The sequence below is a fragment of the Ramlibacter sp. genome, assembly GCF_028292805.1.
Lineage (GTDB): Bacteria > Pseudomonadota > Gammaproteobacteria > Burkholderiales > Burkholderiaceae_C > Ramlibacter.
The window spans coordinates 19,223-35,787 of record NZ_JAQGLS010000292.1; the positions used below are offsets into that span (position 1 = coordinate 19,223).

Consider the following 16,565-nt stretch of genomic DNA (forward strand, 5'->3'; position numbering starts at 1 on the left):
GACGTGTTGGCAACGCACGCTGGCTACTCCTGCGGCGCCTGCGTCAGCAGCGCCATTGAATGGGAAAGAAGTTCGAGTTTGCCCCCGCCCGCATGCAGCGACGCTTGCGGTTCGGAAAAATGGCCGCTGCCGGTGTCGATGCGCAAGGCCCAGTGGCCGTCGTGGCCCGGGACGCGCGGCAGCGTGAAGGTGGCGGCTTGGCCGGTGGCGTTGAACGCCAGCAGCACCGAGCGGCCGCAGGGCGTGCCGGCCGGCGCGAAGCGTGCGTCCAGCACGGCGGCGACGCTGAGTACGGCCGGGTTGGTCCATTCGTCCTCGAGCATCGGCAGGCCCCAGACGCTGTACCAGCCGACGTCGCGCCGGCCGTTGACATCGGGCACGCCGCTGAGCCAGGCGTTGTGCCGCAGCACCGGCAGCTCCCGGCGCAAGCGCAGCAGCGCCTGGGTGAATCCCAGCAGCGGGTCGTCGCGGTGCCGGGTGCCCCAGTCGAACCAGCTGACCTCGTTGTCCTGGCAATAGGCATTGTTGTTGCCGCCCTGGGTGCGGCCCATCTCGTCGCCGCCCAGCAGCAGCGGCACGCCGCGCGAGGCGAACAACGTGGTCAGGAAGTTGCGCTTTTGCCGCTCGCGCAAGGCACGGATCTCGGCCACCTCGGTCGGGCCTTCGGCGCCGCAGTTCCAGCTGCGGTTGTGGCTTTCGCCATCGCGGTTGTCCTCGGCGTTCGACTCGTTGTGCTTGTCGTTGTAGCTGACCAGGTCGTTGAGCGTGAAGCCGTCGTGCACGGTGATGATGTTGACGCTGGCGGCCGGGCCGCGGCGCGAGTGGCCGTAGACGTCGGCCGAGCCGCACAGCGCCGCGGCGAAGTCCGGCAGGCTGCCTTCGGTGCCGCGCCAGTAGTCGCGCACGCGGTCGCGGTATTGCCCGTTCCACTCGCCCCAGCCCTGGGGAAAGCCGCCCACCTGATAGCCGTGCGGCCCCAGGTCCCAGGGCTCGGCGATCAGCTTGACGCGCTTGAGCACCGGGTCTTGCGCCACCGCGGACAGGAACGGCCCGCGGTGGTCGAAGCCGCCGCTGGCGTTGCGCGCGACTGCCGGCGCCAGGTCGAAGCGGAAGCCGTCGACATGCATCTCCTCGACCCAATAGCGCAGGCTGTCCATCACCAGCCGCAGCATCGCCGGGTGGCTGGCGTTGAGTGTGTTGCCCGTGCCGGTGTGGTCCACGTAGTGCCGGTGGTCTTCCGTCAGGCGGTAGTAGCTGCGGTTGTCGATGCCCTTGAAGCACAGCGTGGGCCCCAGATGGTTGCCTTCGCAGCTGTGGTTGTAGGCGACGTCGAGGATCACCTCCAGCCCGGCGGCATGCAGCGCCTTGACCATGGCCCGGAACTCGTCGATGTCGTCGCCGGCCAGGTAGCGCGGATCCGGCGCGCAAAAGGCGATGGTGTTGTAGCCCCAGTAGTTGCCCAGTCCCAGGTCGACCAGCCGGCGCTCGTCGTTGAAGGCCTGCACCGGCAGCAGCTCCACCGCCGTCACGCCCAGCGCCAGCAGATGGCCGATGGCCGGCTCGGTGGCCAGCCCGGCGAAGGTGCCGCGCAGGTGCGCGGGCACCTGCGGCAATTGCTGGGTGAAGCCGCGCACGTGCACTTCGTAGAACACGCTGTCTTCCATCGACCTTGCGGGATGCTGGTCGTCGCCCCAGTCGAAGGCCGACTCCACCACCACGCACTTGGCGGCCGTGACGGCGTTGTCGCTGGTGTCGGGCACCAGGTCGCGCCGCTCCTGCCCGAGCGGATAGGCGTACTGCCATTCAGCCCCGCGCAGCGGCCGGTCGAGCTTGCGCGCGTACGGATCGAGCAGCAGTTTGTGCGGGTTGCAGCGCCAGCCCAGGTGCGGGTCGTAAGGGCCGTAGACCCGCAGGCCGTAGCGGGCGCCGGGGCCGGCGCCCTCGACGAAGCCGTGCCAGATGTCCTCGGCCCGGCCGGGCAGGGCGATGCGGCGTTCCTCGCGGGTGCCGCTGGCGTCGAACAGGCAGACCTCGACCCGGTCGACGCCGCTGGCAAAGACGGCGAAATTGACGCCGCCTTCGCCGGGCGTGGCGCCCAAGGGCCACGCCCGGCCATGCCGGCAGCCCGCCGTCGGAGCCGGCGCGAGGGTGGGCGGGGCAGGGTGGGCGAGGGGTTTGCCGACGGCTTTCGCCGTCATGCAAGCACCTCCATGCGCGGGGCCTCGCCACTCGCCGTGGAGTCGCCGTGCGCGAGGTACGGCGATGGCGCGTTGCGCGGCGGGAAATGGCCTGCCGGCACGACCACGATGCCACTCTCGGTCACCGCGAAGCGCCGGCGATCCTGCGCCAGGTTCCAGCCGATCTGCTCGCCCGGCGGGATGTCGTTGTCCTGGTCGATGATGCAGCGGCGCAACTGGGCGCCGCGGCCGATGCGCGAGCGCTCCATGACGATGCAGTGCTCCAGGCTGGCCTGCGGCTCCACCAGCACCGAGCGGCGCAGCATCGCGTGGTCGAGCGTGGCGCCGTCGACGATGCTGCCCGAGCCGACGATGGAGCGGTTGATCACGCCGTTTTCGATCTGCGCCGACTCGGCCTGGTCGGGGCTGGCGTAGATCGGCCAGCGGCGATTGGTCATGCGGAACTTCGGCTGGGCGCCCAGCGTGTCGAAGTGGGCCTGGAAGTAGGCGTCGATGGTGCCGACGTCGCGCCAGTAGGCCTTCTCCTCGTAAGGCTCGGTGCCGGGAATTTCGTTGGTGGCGAAGTCGTAGGCCACCAGCCGGTGGCTTTTTACCATTGAGGGCAGGATGTGCTTGCCGAAGTCGGTGTCGCCGGTTTCGTGCATCTTGCGCAGCGCGGCCAGCAGCACGTCGGCGTTGAAGATGTAGTTGCCCATCGAAGCCAGCGCGTGCGTGCTGCTGCCCGGCATGGGTTGCGTGGCCTTGGGCTTTTCCTTGAAGTCGGTGATGCGGTGGTCGTCGTCGATCTCCACGATGCCGAACTGGTCGCTCTGGTCCAGCGCCACCGGGATCGTCGCCACGCTCGCATGGGCGTTGCTCCCGATGTGGAAGTCGATCATCTGCCGCACGTCCATGCGGTAGATGTGGTCGGCCCCGAACACGGCCACGATGTCGGGCTGGAAGCTCTCGATCAGGTGGATGTTCTGGTACACCGCATCGGCCGTGCCCTGGAACCACTCCGGCCCGTTGTGCATCTGCGGCGGCACCACCGTGATGAAGTGCTGCGGGATGAAGCGCGCCATGGTCCACGACTGCCGCACATGCTCGATCAGCGACTGCGACTTGTACTGCACCAGCAGGTAGATCGAGTAGATCTCCGAGTTCACCAGGTTGGAGAGCACGAAGTCGACGATGCGATGCTTGCCGTTGAAGGGCACGGCCGGCTTGCACCGGTTGGCCGTCAGCGGATGCAGGCGCGAACCTTCACCACCGGCCATGACGAAGGCCAGGACGTTCTTATTGCCGGGCATGGGGTTCTCCATGAAGGGATGCGGTCGTTGGAGTGGTCGGGAGCGAGAGGATCACCACGCCTAGCGGCGGCACGGTGAGGAGAGCGCTGGCGGGCCAGCCGCCCAGCGGATGGTCGGTGGCCTCCACCTGTCCGAGGTTGCCGACGCCGCTGCCGCCATAGATGGATGCGTCGCTGTTGAGAACCTCCTGCCAAGGCCCTTTCGCCGGCAGGCCGATGCGCAGCCCGAAACGCGGCTCTGGCGTCATGTTGCAGACCACTGCCACCGGTGCCTGGCCCTCGGCGCGCCGCAGGAAGCAGACGATGGTGCTTTCGTGCCGCTCGTTGGGCAGCCAGCTGAAGCCACGGGCGTCGAAGTCGGTGGCGTGCAGCGAGGACAGCCGCCGGTACAGCGCGTTCAGGTCGGACAGCCAGCGGGCCAGCCCGGCGTTCAGCGGCCGCGCCCACAGCTCCCAGTCGAGGACGCCTTCGTGGCTCCACTCGGCCAGCTGGCCGAACTCGCCGCCCATGAACAGCAGCTTCTTGCCCGGGTGGGTCCACATGTAGCCGAACAGGCTGCGCACGCCGGCGAACTTCTGCCATTCGTCGCCAGGCTGGCGCCCGAGCAGGCTGCCCTTGCCGTACACCACTTCATCGTGCGACAGGGGCAGCACGAAGTTCTCATGAAAGGCATAAACCGCCGAGAAGCGGATGTCGTCGCCGTGCCAGTGGCGGTAGAAGTGCGGCCGCCCGGCGTAGCGCAGCGTGTCGTTCATCCAGCCCATGTTCCACTTCATGCCGAAGCCCAGCCCGCCGTCGTGGACGGGCCGCGTGACCGCTGGCCAAGCCGTCGATTCCTCGGCGATCACGTGCACGTCGGGAAAGCGCGCGTAGACCGCGGTGTTCAGGTCCTGCAGGAAGCGCACGGCGTCGTGGTTCTGGTTGCCGCCATGCTTGTTGGGAATCCACTCGCCCGGCTCGCGCGCGAAATCCAGGTACAGCATCGATGCCACGGCATCCACGCGCAGCCCGTCGAAGTGGTACTTCTCCAGCCAGTACAGCGCGTTGCCGATCAGGAAGTCACGCACTTCGTAGCGGCCGTAGTTGAAGATCAGGCTGTTCCACTGCGGATGAAAGCCCAGGCGCGGATCGTCGTGCTCGTACAGCGCCGTGCCGTCAAAGCGCGCCAGCGCGTGCGCGTCGGCCGGGAAGTGCGAGGGCACCCAGTCCAGCAGCACGCCGATGCCGCGCTGGTGCAGCGTGTCGACGAACGCCATCAGGTCCTCGGGCGTGCCGTAGCGCGCGGTGGGGGCGAAGTAGCCGGTGATCTGGTAACCCCAGGAGCCGTAGAACGGATGCTCCGCCACCGGCATCAGCTCCACGTGGGTGAAGCCCAGGTTGTCGCAGTGGGTGGCCAGGCGCTGGGCGATGTCGCGGTAGTTCAGGAAGCCGCCGTCTTTCTCGCGCTGCCAGGAGCCCAGGTGCACCTCGTACACCGACATCGGCTGGTCGTGCGCCTGCCGCTGGCCGCGGCTGCCCATCCACTCCTGGTCGCTCCAGGCATGCTGCGGGTTCCAGATCTGCGAGGCCGTGCCGGGCGGGTGTTCCATGCGGAAGGCATAGGGGTCGGCCTTGTCGGTCCACTGGCCGTGCACGTTGTGGATGCGGAACTTGTAGCACTGGCCAGCGCGCGCGCCTTCGATGAAGCCGCTCCAGCGGCCGCTGCCGTCGTCCAGCCGGTGCAGGGCTTCGCTGCTCCAGTCGTTGAAGCTGCCGATGACGCCCACCGCGCGGGCGTTCGGCGCCCAGACGGTGAACCAGGTGCCGCGCTCCGCCGGATGCGCGCCCATGACTTCGAACTGGCGGTGGTGGTGGCTGGCATGGCGGCCTTCCGGCTGCGGCCGGGCAGGGCGATGCGAGGCGGGTTCCGTCTCGGTCATTTGGGGCTTCATGGCCTGGGTCGTTGTATCGCCCCATTGTGGTCCGGCGCCCCACCCGGACCATGAAGGATCCGGCGACATGCGTCGTAGGTCCGCGCCTACAGGCGAACCAGACCTGTGCGTTCAGGCGCCTGCCCGCCAGACGACGTCGAGCTGGACCGACTCAGCGAGGGTGTGCGCCTGCTCGCACCTTGCGCGCTGGAGGATGCGCAGCCCGAGCTGCACAGCCTAAACGCCGAGGTACTGCTCGAGCAGCTGCGGCCGCGATCGCAGTTCGGCAGAGCTGCCCTGGAACACCACTTCGCCCTTGACCAGGATCACGTTGCGGTTGGTCACCTGCGTCACATGCTTCCAGTTCTTGTCGACGATCACGCTGGAGATGCCGCTGCCCGCGATCAGGCCGCAGATCCGCCAGATCTCGCGCGCGATCAGCGGGGCCAGCCCCTCGGTCGCCTCGTCGAGGATGAGCACGTCCGGGTTGGTCATCAGGGCGCGGCCGATGGTCAGCATCTGCTGCTCGCCGCCCGACAGTTGCTGGCCGCCGTGGCCCAGCCGTTCCTGCAGCCGCGGAAAAGTCTCCAGCACCCGCTCGTAGGTCCAGTCGCGCTGACCCTTGGTGCCGGGTCGCGCCGCCATCACCAGGTTTTCTTTGACGCTCAGGTTGCCGAAGATGCCGCGGCCTTCGGGCACATAGGCAACGCCAAGCTGCGCTACTTCATAGGGCGGCCGCCCGACCATGTCGCGGCCTTTGACCCGGACGCTGCCCCCGCGTGGCCGCACCAGGCCGACCAGGGTCTTGAGCAGGGTGCTCTTGCCCATGCCGTTGCGCCCCATCAGGCCGATGGTCTCGCCGCGCGCCACGTCGAAGTCGACGCCGCGCAGGATGTGGCTGGCACCGTAGTACGTCTGCAGCGCGCGCGCTTCGATCAGGGCCTCAGCCATTGGAATTGGCTCCCCAGCTTGCCGGCAAGCCGGCTGCCCGGCCCCTCGTGGGGGCGTCGCCGCCTTGGGGCGGCCCGGCGGCGGCGTCCTCTTCACCCAGATAGGCCGACTGCACGTTGGCATCGGCCCGCACCTGGGCCGGCGCGCCGCTGGCGATCACCTGGCCGTTGACCATCACCGTCAGGTGGTCGGCCAGGGCGAACACCGCGTCCATGTCGTGTTCCACCAGCAGCATCGCGTGCTCCTGCTTCAGGCGCAGCAGCAGCGCCACCATGCGCTCGGCTTCGGCCGTGCCCATGCCGGCCAGCGGTTCGTCCAGCAGCAGCACGTGCGGGTCGGTCGCCAAGGTCATGGCGATCTCCAGCTGGCGCTGCTCGCCGTGGCTGATGGTGCCGGCGACGAAGCCGCGCCGCGCCTGCAGGCCGGCCAGTTCCAGGGCGCGCTCTGCCCTTTCGTTGGCGGCCTTGACACTGGTGGCCAGCCGCAGCCAGCGCGCCGCCTGCGGCGTGCGCGACTGCGCGGCCAGACGGATGTTCTCCCACACCGTGAACGGCAGGAAGATGTTGGTCTTCTGGTAGCTGCGGCCCAGGCCGGCGCGCGAGATGCGCTCGGGGTTCCAGCCGGTGATGTCGCGGCCGTCCAGCGTGACCTTGCCCGCGGTCGGCACCAGGTCGCCGGACAGCAGGTTGGTCAGCGTCGACTTGCCGGCGCCGTTGGGGCCGATGACGGCGTGGATGCGTTGCCGCCAGAGATCCAGCGAGACGTCGTTGACCGCCGCCAGCCCGCCAAAGCGCTTGGTCAGCCCGCGCGCGCAGAGCAGCACCTCACTCACGCGGCGTCTCCTTGCGGCGCAGCACGCGTTCCAGCATGCCGAGCAAACCACGCGGGGCGAAGGTGACGATCAGCACGATGAACAGGCCCGTCCACAGCTGCCAGTGCTTGCCGGCGTTGAAGCTGCCGATGGTGGGCAGGTCCTTGGCTTCGTGCAGCAGCATCTCGAAGGCGAAGGCGCCGACGATGGCGCCGGCGAAGTTGCCCATGCCGCCCAGGATCAGCATCATGATGGCGTGCGCGCTCATGTGGAACCCCATCAGCTCGGGGTTGATGAAGCCCGTCTGCGCGCCCCACAGGTAGCCGGCCAGCCCGGCCAGCGCGCCGGCTAGCGTGAAGGCGGCCAGCTTGTAGCCGAAGGTGCCAAAGCCCATCGCCCGCATGCGGTGCTCGTTGACGCGAATGCCGGCCAGGGCGCGGCCGAACGGGCTGAACAACAGCCGTCGCAGGAAGCAGTACACCAGCAGCATCACGGCCAGCGTGAAGTAGTAGAAGACGCGCTTGTCCTCCAGGTCGAACAGGCCGGCGTTCGGCTTGAAGTTGATGTACAGGCCGTCGGAGCCGCCCAGCGCCTTGTTGTCGAAGAACAGGAAGAACACCATCTGCGCGAACGCCATGGTGACCATGATGAAGTAGATGCCATGGGTGCGGACCACGAAGAAGCCGATCACCAGCGCGGCCAGCCCGGAGCCGGCGACCGCCAGCGGCAAGGTCCACCACAGCGACACCGCCGCGTCCGGTGGCGTGACGAAGGCCAGCGCGTAGCCGGCCAGGCCGAAGTAGGCGGCATGGCCCAGCGACACCAGGCCGGTGACGCCTTGGAGCAGGTCCAGGCTCATGGCGAAGATCGCCAGGATCATCATGCGCGCCACCATGGAAGCGTAAAACTCGGTGGCGACGAAGGGGAACACCAGTAGCGCCACCAGCGCCAGCGCCAGCCCGACCTGAAGCCCGCGCGGCAAGGTCTCCAGCCGGGAGGCGGTGGAGGTGGAGCTCATGCGCCGCCGCCGGGCCGGCCCAAGTCGGCGAAGGCCCGCTCGGGGAACAGCGCGGTACACGAAACGACAAGCGTGGGGGCTACATTCGTCATTGCTTGAACAGTCCTTCCGGCTTCCACAGGAGAACGGCCGCCATCAGCATGTACACCAGCATGCCGGCCACCTGCGGCAGCAGCACCTTGCCGAAGGTGTCGACCAGGCCGACCAGCAAGGCGGCGATGAGGGCGCCGCGGACCGAGCCGATGCCGCCGATCACCACCACCACGAAGCACATGATCAGCACCTGCGAGCCCATGTTGGGGTAGACGCTGGAGATCGGCGAGGCGATCATGCCGGCGATGGTCGCCAGGCCCACGCCGAGGGCGAACACCACGGCGTGGATCAGCTTGATGTTGACGCCCAGCGACTCGGTCATGTCGCGGTTGAAGGCGCCGGCGCGAATCTTCATGCCCAGCCGGGTTTTCGAGATCAGCAGGTACAGGCCGAGGGCCAGCACGATGCACACGCCCGACATGAACAGCCGGTAGACCGGGTAGGAGAGGTTGTCGGTCAAGGGGATGGAAGCCGAGAGCAGGGCGGGGATGGCCACGCCGTGGACATCGTCGCCCCACAGGATGGAGCGCATTTCCTCGAACATGTAGATCAGGCCGAAGGTGAGCAGCACCTGGTCGAGGTGGTCACGCTGGTAGAAATGGCGAAACAGCACGCGTTCCAGCACCAGTCCGAAGATGACCGACAGCACGGTGCCGAGCAGGATGGCCAGCACCAGGCTGCCGATGGTGCTGGAGAGCCACCACGCCAGGTAGGCGCCCAGCATGTAGAAGCTGCCGTGGGCGAGGTTGACCACGCCCATGATGCCGAAGATCAACGTCAGGCCGGCGGCCAGCATGAACAACAGCAGCCCGTACTGGACGCTGTTGAGGAGCTGGATGAGCAAGTTGGGGAGGTCCATGGAGGCAGGGAGGGACTAGGGGCCAGGGCCTAGTCCCTCGTCCCTAACCGCTGTGGGTTGACGCTTGCCGCGTCAACCCAGCTTGCACCCCGCGCCCGAATCGGCCAGCGCCTTGGCGGCGATGCCGACCACCTTGTTGTCGCCCTTTTCCACGCGGCGCAGGTAGATGTCCTGCACCGGGTTGTGCGACTTGCTCATCGTCCACTTGCCGCGCGGGCTGTCGATGGTTTGCGTCTCCAGCGACTTGTAGAGAGCCTGCTTGTTGCCGATGTCGCCCTTGACGGCGGCGATGCCCTGCGCCAGCAGCAGACCGGTGTCGTAGCCCTGCACCGCGTACACGTCCGGCTGCATCCGGAACTCCTTGGCGAAAGCCAGCCGGAACTGGTTGTTGCGGGGCGTGTCCAGCGAATCGGCATAGTGCATCGTGGTCATGATGCCTTCGGCGGCCGGGCCGGCGGCCGTCAGCACGCCTTCGGTCAGGAAGCCGGACCCCCACAGCGGGATCTTGTCCTTCAGGCCGGCCGCGGCGTAGTCGCGGATGAACTTGGCGGCGCCGCCGCCAGCGAAGAAGCAGGCCACTGCGTCGGGGCGCAGCGAGGCGATCTCGGTCAGCAGCGCCTGGAACTCCACGTTGGGGAAGGGCAGGCCCAGTTCCTTGATGATGGTGCCGCCGGCCGCGGTGTAGCTTTCCTTGAAGCCTTCGAAGGCTTCGTCGCCGGCCGCGTACTTCCAGGTGATCCAGACCGTCTTCTTCAAGCCCTTGTCCATCATCGGCTTGCCCAGCGCGCGCGTGGGCTGGCTGTTGCTGAACGAGGTGCGGAACACGTTGGGCGCGCACAGCGAGCGGGTGGCTGCATGGACGCCGGCGTTGGGGATCAGGTTGAGCACGCCGCTGTCACGGGCCACGCGCTGGATGCCCATCTGCACGCCGGAGTGGACAGTGCCGATCAGCACGTCGACCTTGTCGCGCTGGACCAGACGGTTGGCGTTCTCGACGCCCTTGGACGGCTCCGATTCGTCGTCGACCTTGAACCACTCGATCTCGCGGCCGCCCAGCTTGCCGCCCTTTTCGTTGATCGCCATGCGCACGCCGTTCTCGATCGCCACGCCCAGCTGCGCGAAGGTGCCGGTGTACGGCAGCATGAAACCGACGCGGACCTTGTTCGACTGGGCGCGCGCGATCTGGGGCAGCAACAGGCCGGTCGAGGCGGCGCCGACGATGGCGGCACCGCGGGAGAGGACGAGGCGGCGAGTGGTCATGGATGCTCCTGGTTTCGTTTAGTTGAGGCCTGAAGTATTTTTATCGCATGCACGGGGATCGCGCCACATGGCTTTCCCTCAGGCGTGGTGCACTGGATTGCTCTTACTGGCCGGCGTCCGCGCGCAGGCGAAAGCGCTGGATCTTGCCGGTGGCCGTCTTGGGCAGCTCGGGCACGAAGGCGATCCAGCGCGGGTACTTGTAGGGCGCCAGCAGCGTCTTGACGTGCGCCTGCAGGTCGGCGGCGCTGGCTTCCTGGCCTGCCTTCAGCACCACGTATGCCTTCGGCTTGACCAGGCCGTCGCTGTCGGCCACGCCGATCACTGCTGCTTCAAGGATGGCCGAGTGCGTCATGAGGCAGGCCTCCACCTCGAACGGCGAGACGTAGATGCCGCCCACCTTGAGCATGTCGTCGCTGCGCCCGCCGTAGGTGTAGTAGCCGTCGGCGTCGCGGGTGTACTTGTCGCCGCTGCGCGTCCACGCGCCGGAGAAGGTCGCCTTGGTCTTGGCGCGGTTGTTCCAGTACATGATCGCCGAGGTCGGCCCGCTGACCTGCAGCTCGCCGATCTCGCCGGGCCCGCACTCGCTGCCGTCGTCGCCGACGATGCGCAACTCGTAACCCGGCACCGGCTGGCCGGTGGTGCCGTAGCGCACCTTGCCGGGGCGGTTCGACAGGAAGATGTGCAGCATCTCGGTGGAGCCGATGCCGTCCAGGATCTCGGTGCCGAATTCGGCGGTCCAGCGCTTGCCGATGTCGGCGGGCAAGGCTTCGCCGGCGCTGGTGCACACGCGCAGGTTCAGCTCGCTTTTCTGCGGCCGCGCCGGGTCGGCCAGCAAGGCCGCATAGAGCGTCGGCACGCCGTAGAAGATGGTGGGCCGGTACTTCCTGAGCACGCCGAACACATCGGCCGGGGTCGGTCGCGCCGGCAGCAGCACCGCGGTGGCGCCAACGCTCATGGGGAAGGTCAGGCTGTTGCCCAGGCCGTAAGCGAAGAACAGCTTGGCGGCGGAATAGACGACGTCGTCTTGGCGGAGGCCCAGCACCGCGCGGCCATACAGTTCGGCCGTCTGCACCAGGTGCGAGTGCAGGTGCACCGTGCCCTTGGGCGCGCCGGTGGAACCGCTGGAATAGAGCCAGAAGCAGGCGTCGTCGCTGCAGGTGCCCGCCACCTGCTGGTCGGGCGCGCCGGATGCGACCAGGCTCGCCACCGAGTTGTCGCCGGCGGCGCCGGCCACGAAGATCTGCGCCAGCGTGGAGATCGTGCCGACCAGCGGCTCGAAGGTGGGCAGCAAGGGCTTGGAGACGAACAGTGCCTGCGCGCGTGAATCGCGCAGCATGTAGTCGAAGTCCCTGGTCGTGAGCAGCGTGTTGGCCGCCACCGGCACCACGCCGGCCAGGATGCAGCCGAGGAAGACAACGGGCCATTCCGGTGTGTCCAGCATGGCAATCACCACGCGCGCCTCGGGGCCGATGCCCCGCTGGCGCAATGCGTTGGCGAAGCGATGCGAGTGCTCGGCGAGTTCGCCGTAAGTCAGTTGCGCGCCGCTGGCCGCATCGACGAAGGCGACCTTGCCCGGGCGCGCCGCATTGCGTTGCAGCAGGTCGTGGGCAGCGTTGTAGTCGCGCGGGATCTCGATCCGCGGCGGGGTGGAGCTGTGGTCGGCGTGGCTCATGTGCATCGTCGTTGTCTCCTGGGGCTTGCTCTGTCATCCCGGCCTCGCGTCGGGATCCATGGATTGCGGGTCGCGCCCGCAATGACGACGCTAAGCGCTGGCCGCCTGCTTCTGCATCACCGGGATCGCCTCGGCCAGCCACTCGCGGCACCACGCGGCACCGAGTTCCTCGGCCAGGGTGCCGGAACTGGCGTCGTGACACCACACCTGGCCGATGCGCTGCGCGCCCAGGCCTTGCAGGCGCTGGTCGAACTTCTGGCCGCCAAAACAGAAGGTCTGCAGGTAGGTGCGGTCACCCAGTGCCACCACGCCGTACTTCACGTGGCCCAGGAAGCGCGGCTGCGCGTCGAGCGATTCGTACAGGGCGCGGGCGTTGTCGGGCACGTCGCCCGAGCCGTAGGTCGAGGTGCAGATGAGATAAAGTGCATCGTCATCGAACACGGCCGGGTCCAGCCCGTCCATCATCACGATCTCGATGTCGTCGACGAGGTCGGCACAGTCCATCTGGATGGCTTGGGCGACATAGTCGGCCGTGCTGGTCATGGTGCCGACGAGGATCTTGAGCTTCATGCGGGGTCCGATCTTGGCTGCATGGATCTGGTCCACATGCAGCAAACTGCTTGACAGGCGACTTGCAGGAAGTATATTGCAAACCTGCCTCAGCGCAAGTCCTGATTCTTCCAGAAGGCACTTCATGCAAGCGATGACCGACATCGAATCCCGCGCCACCCTGGTCGACCTGGGTGCCCGCGTGCGGGCCTGGCGCGCCCGCCGCGGCATGACGCGCAAGCAGCTGGCGGCCGACTCCGGCTTGTCCGAGCGCTTCCTGGCCGACGTCGAGGGCGGCAAGGGCAACGTCTCCATCAATTCGCTGGAAGCCGCGGCCCGCGCTTTGAACATCACCTTGCTCGACCTGCTGCAGGACGCGCCACGGCCCGCGCTGGCCCGGGTGCACAACCTGCTGGGGCGGCTCGAGGAAGGCCAGCTCGATCAGGCCTATGGCATGTTGGCCAGCACCTTTGGTTTGTCCGATGCGCACGGTCGCGAGCGGCGCATCGCGCTGGTGGGGCTGCGTGGCGCCGGCAAGACCACGCTGGGCGGGCAGCTGGCGGCCCAGCGCGGCGTGCCCTTCGTCGAGCTGGACCGCGAGATCGAGCGCGAAGCCGGCACCAGCATGAACGAGATCCTGCTGCTGCACGGTCAGGCGGGCTACCGCCGCTACGAGCGCCGCGCGCTGCTGCGCATCGCCGAGGAGCACGCGGGCGGCGTGGTGATGACCACCGGCGGCAGCATCGTGAGCGAACGCGAGACCTTCGACCTGCTGCAGTCGCACTTCCATTGCGTGTGGGTCAAAGCCAGCCCCGAGGAGCACATGAGCCGGGTGGTGGCGCAGGGCGACATGCGCCCGTTCGACGCCGCCCGCGGCGAGACCGACGGCGAGCTCTCGCGCAGCGCCATGGGCGAGGCGCTGGACGACATCCGTCGCATCCTGGCCAGCCGCGAGGCCTTGTATGCACGCGCGGACTCGGTGGTGGACACGGCGGCGCGCAGCGTCAAGCAATCGCTGAAAGATCTCGAGCGGGCCGTGCCCGCGGCCAAGGACAAACTGGAGGCAGCATGAGGGCAATGCCCGAGCCCCTGCTGTTCAAGCCGACGCCGAGCGGCGAGGAGCGCGAGTTCGTGAGCTTCGCCACCCACCCGGCGCACTGCTGCCACTGGGCGCTGGACGTTCAGGGCGGCGTTGCCCGGCTGACGCTGGACATCGACGAGGACGGCGGCATCAAGCCGGGCTACAAGCTCAAGCTGAACAGCTAGGGGATCGAGCTGACCCCGCTCAAGCCGGTCATCGACGAGCAGGTCGACCACGCCACGCGCATCGCCACCTTCACCGTGTCCGGCCCCAAGACCTGCATCGAAGCCACGCCGGCGGCGATCGTCGCCGCCGGCGCGAGCTGATGGCCGCTGCAGCTGGCGCGGGAGCTCGACGCCGCCATCCTGAACCTGCGCACCAACGAGCTGCAGATCGGCGTGTGGGTCTTGAAGACGCGCCGCGACGCCGACCTGGTGATGGCCTCCGACGCCGTGCTGGAGCAGCACAAGGACCACTGGCTGGTGGGCGAAACCACCGGCGCGCTGCGCCGCACGCTGGCCCGCCTGGCCTTCCTGAACTGGTTAGATGGCCGGCTGGATCGCCCGCCGACCGCGGCGTCAACGCCAACGCGCGGTGGAGTACGAGTACGTGAAGCTCTGATGCGAGCGATGCGGCCTCGTGCCGCTTCTTTCTTTTGGGTTCCTGCCGGCAAGACGCTGCTTGCCCGGTAGAATGCAGCCCTTCGGAGCGTAGCGCAGCCTGGTAGCGCATCTGGTTTGGGACCAGAGGGTCGGAGGTTCGAATCCTCTCGCTCCGACCATTTCAACCCGTCGGATCCCGACGGGTTTTTTGCTTTCTGGTGAGGCCTTCTGGCATACGTGCTTCGCTCAACCCGAAGCCGCCGTGGTGACACATACTGTCAAGGTTCCCAACGGCTCACCAGGAAAGACCTTCGATGTCACGACTTCTCGACCTTCTCCGGGCTTCGGTCCGTCGGGAAAAGGCATGGACCGAAACGCGCATCGACGAAACCGAGCGGGAGCCCGCCGGCAGCCCCGGCGAAACGCGCAAACCGGCGCATGACTTCCTGGCGACGGTTCCCCTTCCGCTGGCGTGGACCAAGCAGCCGGAACGTCGCCTTTAGCAGCGATCAGCCGGGGCCGCGCGTCTGCTTTGGCAGCAACATCGTCCGGCCGCATCTGGCGCAGCGATACTGCCGGCGCCCGATCAGGATCCGCGCCCACCAGGGCCGGTGTTCCCGGATATGGTTGTGCTTGCCGCATCCGCAAGGTCTCAGGTCCATGGCAGTTCCTCCCGCAGCTTGAGCTTACGCGCTCCCGGCCTTTAGCTCAATCATCAGCCGCGCGGCAGTGACGCCAGAAAACAATGCGAAAATTGAACTCGGCGGCACCGGCGTGGCCGGCTTGCCTTTCTGCCCGTAGCTCAGTTGGATAGAGCACCTGCCTTCTAAGCAGGTTGTCGGGGGTTCGATTCCCTCCGGGCAGGCCAGCGCCCCAACCTCACCGCATCCGGATCAGCTCGTCGATCGTCGCCACCAGCTGCGCCGGGTCGGCCGGGCTCGTGAAGTACGCGTCGGCGCCCGACTTTCGGCTTTCCCAGTGGTCTTCCTCGCTCAGGTACATGGCGGTGATGTGGACGATCGGCACGCTGGACGTGCGCGGGTCCTTGCGCAGCAGCCGGCACACCTCGAATCCCATCACGTCCGGCAAGTGGATGTCGAGTACCACGGCAGCCACGTACTCGGCAAATTCGAGTGCCTCGGAACCGGAGGCCGCCTCCATGGTCTTGTAACCCGCGGCGCGCAAGGTGCGCGCCGTCCCGTAACGTTGCTGCGGGTGGTCGTCGACCACCAGCACGCTCAAGAGTCCACGGTTCAGGGGGTCCATATCGATGTGATTCAGCGAGCTGGTGATCGTACACCGCGGCGCTGCCGTCGGCCAGGGCCGCAGGCGCGGCGCTGGCACAACGGTTGCGCGCGTGCTGGCCGCCAAATATTCCGTGATCTCTGCAAAGGCGGGGCTCGCGGCCCTTGGTGTCGGCCGCCTCCTACACGATGTCCGGATTTCCTGCCGGACACTCGCTCGCTCGGCCATCAGCTGCTGCGTGCGTCACGCACGACGCCGAACGTTGTCATTCAGAGCCGAGCGCGCCACCGACGGAGACCCCATGGACCAGGCACTCACCCCGAGCAACCTCAAGAAGAAGCCGGGCAAGGGCCCAGCGAACAAACCGGATGCGGCCTGCGGCCCGGCGGCGTCGCCGACGCCGATCCAGGTGCTGGCCCCCGAGGCCGCCGAGACACGGTCCAGACAGATGCTGGCCGCCCTCACTTCCTTTGCCGGCGGCGAGTTCGGCGTGCGGCTGCCGGCCGACTGGTCCGGCATCGATTCGCGGATCGCCGAGGCCTTCAACAAGTCCATCGCCAACGCGGAGCGGATCACCACCGAAGCCGCGCGATTGAGCAACACCGTGGGCAAGGAAGGCCGCTTGACGCAGCGGATCTCCGCGCCCGGCGCCGTCGGCAGCTGGGCCGACCAGGTCGACTCGCTCAACACGCTGATCGACGACCTGGTGCGTCCCACCACCGACATCGCCCGCACCATCGGCGCCGTGGCCAAGGGCGACCTCGGTCAGCCGATGGACCTGCAGGTGGACGGCCGGCCGCTCAAGGGCGAGTTCCTGCGCTCCGCCCGGCTGGTCAACACCATGATCGAGCAGCTGTCGGTGTTCACCTCCGAGGTGACGCGGGTGGCGCGCGAGGTGGGTACGGAAGGCAAGCTGGGCGGCCAGGCCCAGGTCAAGGGCGTGTCGGGGGTCTGGAAGGACCTGACCGATTCGGTCAACCAGATGGCCGGCAACCTGACGGCGCAGGTGCGCAACATCGCCGACGTGA

Annotated in this window: 14 protein-coding genes, 2 tRNA genes and 2 pseudogenes; 7 read left to right on the forward strand and 11 right to left on the reverse strand. The window is 67.6% G+C overall.

The features are described 5' to 3' along the window. Positions 1–23: 23 nt before the first annotated feature. From glgX to JWP65_RS17820, 10 genes are all read right to left on the reverse strand, one after another. The gene (gene glgX, locus JWP65_RS17775; protein ID WP_299766140.1) at positions 24–2,198 is read right to left on the reverse strand and encodes a glycogen debranching protein GlgX; all 2,175 of its coding nucleotides are present in this window, start codon (positions 2,196–2,198) and stop codon (positions 24–26) included. Beyond that, positions 2,195–3,487, reverse strand: coding sequence for a glucose-1-phosphate adenylyltransferase (gene glgC / locus JWP65_RS17780; protein WP_367280532.1), 1,293 nt, complete (start codon positions 3,485–3,487; stop codon positions 2,195–2,197). Before glgC ends, glgX begins: the two co-directional genes overlap by 4 nt. After that, entirely contained in the window at positions 3,474–5,405 is a 1,932-nt protein-coding gene (gene glgB / locus JWP65_RS17785; protein ID WP_299766143.1) for a 1,4-alpha-glucan branching protein GlgB, read from the reverse strand. Before glgB ends, glgC begins: the two co-directional genes overlap by 14 nt. Positions 5,406–5,633: 228 nt before the next feature. Then, positions 5,634–6,347, reverse strand: coding sequence for an ABC transporter ATP-binding protein (locus JWP65_RS17790; RefSeq protein WP_299766145.1), 714 nt, complete (start codon positions 6,345–6,347; stop codon positions 5,634–5,636). Next, the gene (locus JWP65_RS17795; protein WP_299766147.1) at positions 6,340–7,179 is read right to left on the reverse strand and encodes an ABC transporter ATP-binding protein; all 840 of its coding nucleotides are present in this window, start codon (positions 7,177–7,179) and stop codon (positions 6,340–6,342) included. Before JWP65_RS17795 ends, JWP65_RS17790 begins: the two co-directional genes overlap by 8 nt. Continuing rightward, a complete protein-coding gene (locus tag JWP65_RS17800) occupies positions 7,172–8,176 on the reverse strand; it encodes a branched-chain amino acid ABC transporter permease (RefSeq protein ID WP_299766149.1) in 1,005 nt (334 codons plus the stop codon). The genes JWP65_RS17795 and JWP65_RS17800 overlap by 8 nt, the downstream gene beginning before the upstream one ends. Before the next feature lie 88 nt (positions 8,177–8,264). Next, entirely contained in the window at positions 8,265–9,128 is an 864-nt protein-coding gene (locus JWP65_RS17805) for a branched-chain amino acid ABC transporter permease (RefSeq protein WP_299766151.1), read from the reverse strand. 72 nt (positions 9,129–9,200) lie between these two features. After that, positions 9,201–10,388 (reverse strand): ABC transporter substrate-binding protein, encoded by a 1,188-nt coding sequence (locus JWP65_RS17810; RefSeq protein ID WP_299766153.1) that lies wholly within the window; start codon positions 10,386–10,388, stop codon positions 9,201–9,203. Between the two features lie 103 nt (positions 10,389–10,491). Beyond that, positions 10,492–12,066 (reverse strand): benzoate-CoA ligase family protein, encoded by a 1,575-nt coding sequence (locus JWP65_RS17815; protein ID WP_299766155.1) that lies wholly within the window; start codon positions 12,064–12,066, stop codon positions 10,492–10,494. A gap of 84 nt (positions 12,067–12,150) precedes the next feature. Continuing rightward, on the reverse strand, positions 12,151–12,630 hold the full coding sequence (locus tag JWP65_RS17820) for a flavodoxin domain-containing protein (RefSeq protein ID WP_299766157.1): 480 nt from the start codon (positions 12,628–12,630) through the stop codon (positions 12,151–12,153). A 124-nt stretch (positions 12,631–12,754) separates the two neighbouring features. Between JWP65_RS17820 and JWP65_RS17825 the strand changes: the two genes are divergently transcribed. The 6 genes and pseudogenes from JWP65_RS17825 to JWP65_RS17850 all read left to right on the forward strand — a co-directional run bounded on the left by JWP65_RS17825 (position 12,755) and on the right by JWP65_RS17850 (position 15,160). Further along, positions 12,755–13,681 (forward strand): helix-turn-helix transcriptional regulator, encoded by a 927-nt coding sequence (locus tag JWP65_RS17825; protein WP_299766159.1) that lies wholly within the window; start codon positions 12,755–12,757, stop codon positions 13,679–13,681. Positions 13,682–13,686: 5 nt separating this feature from the next. After that, positions 13,687–13,875, forward strand: coding sequence for a hypothetical protein (locus tag JWP65_RS17830; RefSeq protein WP_299766161.1), 189 nt, complete (start codon positions 13,687–13,689; stop codon positions 13,873–13,875). Between the two features lie 30 nt (positions 13,876–13,905). Next, positions 13,906–14,217: pseudogene (locus JWP65_RS17835) on the forward strand (benzoyl-CoA-dihydrodiol lyase); the annotation flags it as partial. Between the two features lie 177 nt (positions 14,218–14,394). Then, positions 14,395–14,471: transfer RNA gene (locus JWP65_RS17840), tRNA-Pro, on the forward strand. A gap of 135 nt (positions 14,472–14,606) precedes the next feature. Then, positions 14,607–14,795: a hypothetical protein gene (locus tag JWP65_RS17845; RefSeq protein WP_299766162.1), complete on the forward strand. Its 189-nt coding sequence runs from the start codon at positions 14,607–14,609 to the stop codon at positions 14,793–14,795. A 288-nt stretch (positions 14,796–15,083) separates the two neighbouring features. After that, positions 15,084–15,160, forward strand: a tRNA-Arg gene (locus tag JWP65_RS17850). An 11-nt stretch (positions 15,161–15,171) separates the two neighbouring features. Here the strand turns inward: JWP65_RS17850 and JWP65_RS17855 are convergent. After that, a complete protein-coding gene (locus JWP65_RS17855; RefSeq protein WP_299766164.1) occupies positions 15,172–15,558 on the reverse strand; it encodes a response regulator in 387 nt (128 codons plus the stop codon). Between the two features lie 280 nt (positions 15,559–15,838). On the opposite strand from JWP65_RS17855, the pseudogene JWP65_RS17860 reads away from it, so the two are divergent. Then, positions 15,839–16,565: pseudogene (locus JWP65_RS17860) on the forward strand (hypothetical protein); the annotation flags it as partial.

What these genes read in the sequence shown, in the direction of transcription:
- glgX (WP_299766140.1), bottom strand. Translation starts at nt 2,198, where the DNA reads ATGACGGCGAAAGCCGTCGGCAAACCCCTCGCCCACCCTGCCCCGCCC.
- glgC (WP_367280532.1), bottom strand. Translation starts at nt 3,487, where the DNA reads ATGCCCGGCAATAAGAACGTCCTGGCCTTCGTCATGGCCGGTGGTGAA.
- glgB (WP_299766143.1), bottom strand. Translation starts at nt 5,405, where the DNA reads ATGACCGAGACGGAACCCGCCTCGCATCGCCCTGCCCGGCCGCAGCCG.
- JWP65_RS17790 (WP_299766145.1), bottom strand. Translation starts at nt 6,347, where the DNA reads ATGGCTGAGGCCCTGATCGAAGCGCGCGCGCTGCAGACGTACTACGGT.
- JWP65_RS17800 (WP_299766149.1), bottom strand. Translation starts at nt 8,176, where the DNA reads ATGAGCTCCACCTCCACCGCCTCCCGGCTGGAGACCTTGCCGCGCGGG.
- JWP65_RS17805 (WP_299766151.1), bottom strand. Translation starts at nt 9,128, where the DNA reads ATGGACCTCCCCAACTTGCTCATCCAGCTCCTCAACAGCGTCCAGTAC.
- JWP65_RS17810 (WP_299766153.1), bottom strand. Translation starts at nt 10,388, where the DNA reads ATGACCACTCGCCGCCTCGTCCTCTCCCGCGGTGCCGCCATCGTCGGC.
- JWP65_RS17815 (WP_299766155.1), bottom strand. Translation starts at nt 12,066, where the DNA reads ATGCACATGAGCCACGCCGACCACAGCTCCACCCCGCCGCGGATCGAG.
- JWP65_RS17820 (WP_299766157.1), bottom strand. Translation starts at nt 12,630, where the DNA reads ATGAAGCTCAAGATCCTCGTCGGCACCATGACCAGCACGGCCGACTAT.
- JWP65_RS17825 (WP_299766159.1), top strand. Translation starts at nt 12,755, where the DNA reads ATGCAAGCGATGACCGACATCGAATCCCGCGCCACCCTGGTCGACCTG.
- JWP65_RS17830 (WP_299766161.1), top strand. Translation starts at nt 13,687, where the DNA reads ATGCCCGAGCCCCTGCTGTTCAAGCCGACGCCGAGCGGCGAGGAGCGC.
- JWP65_RS17845 (WP_299766162.1), top strand. Translation starts at nt 14,607, where the DNA reads ATGTCACGACTTCTCGACCTTCTCCGGGCTTCGGTCCGTCGGGAAAAG.
- JWP65_RS17855 (WP_299766164.1), bottom strand. Translation starts at nt 15,558, where the DNA reads ATGGACCCCCTGAACCGTGGACTCTTGAGCGTGCTGGTGGTCGACGAC.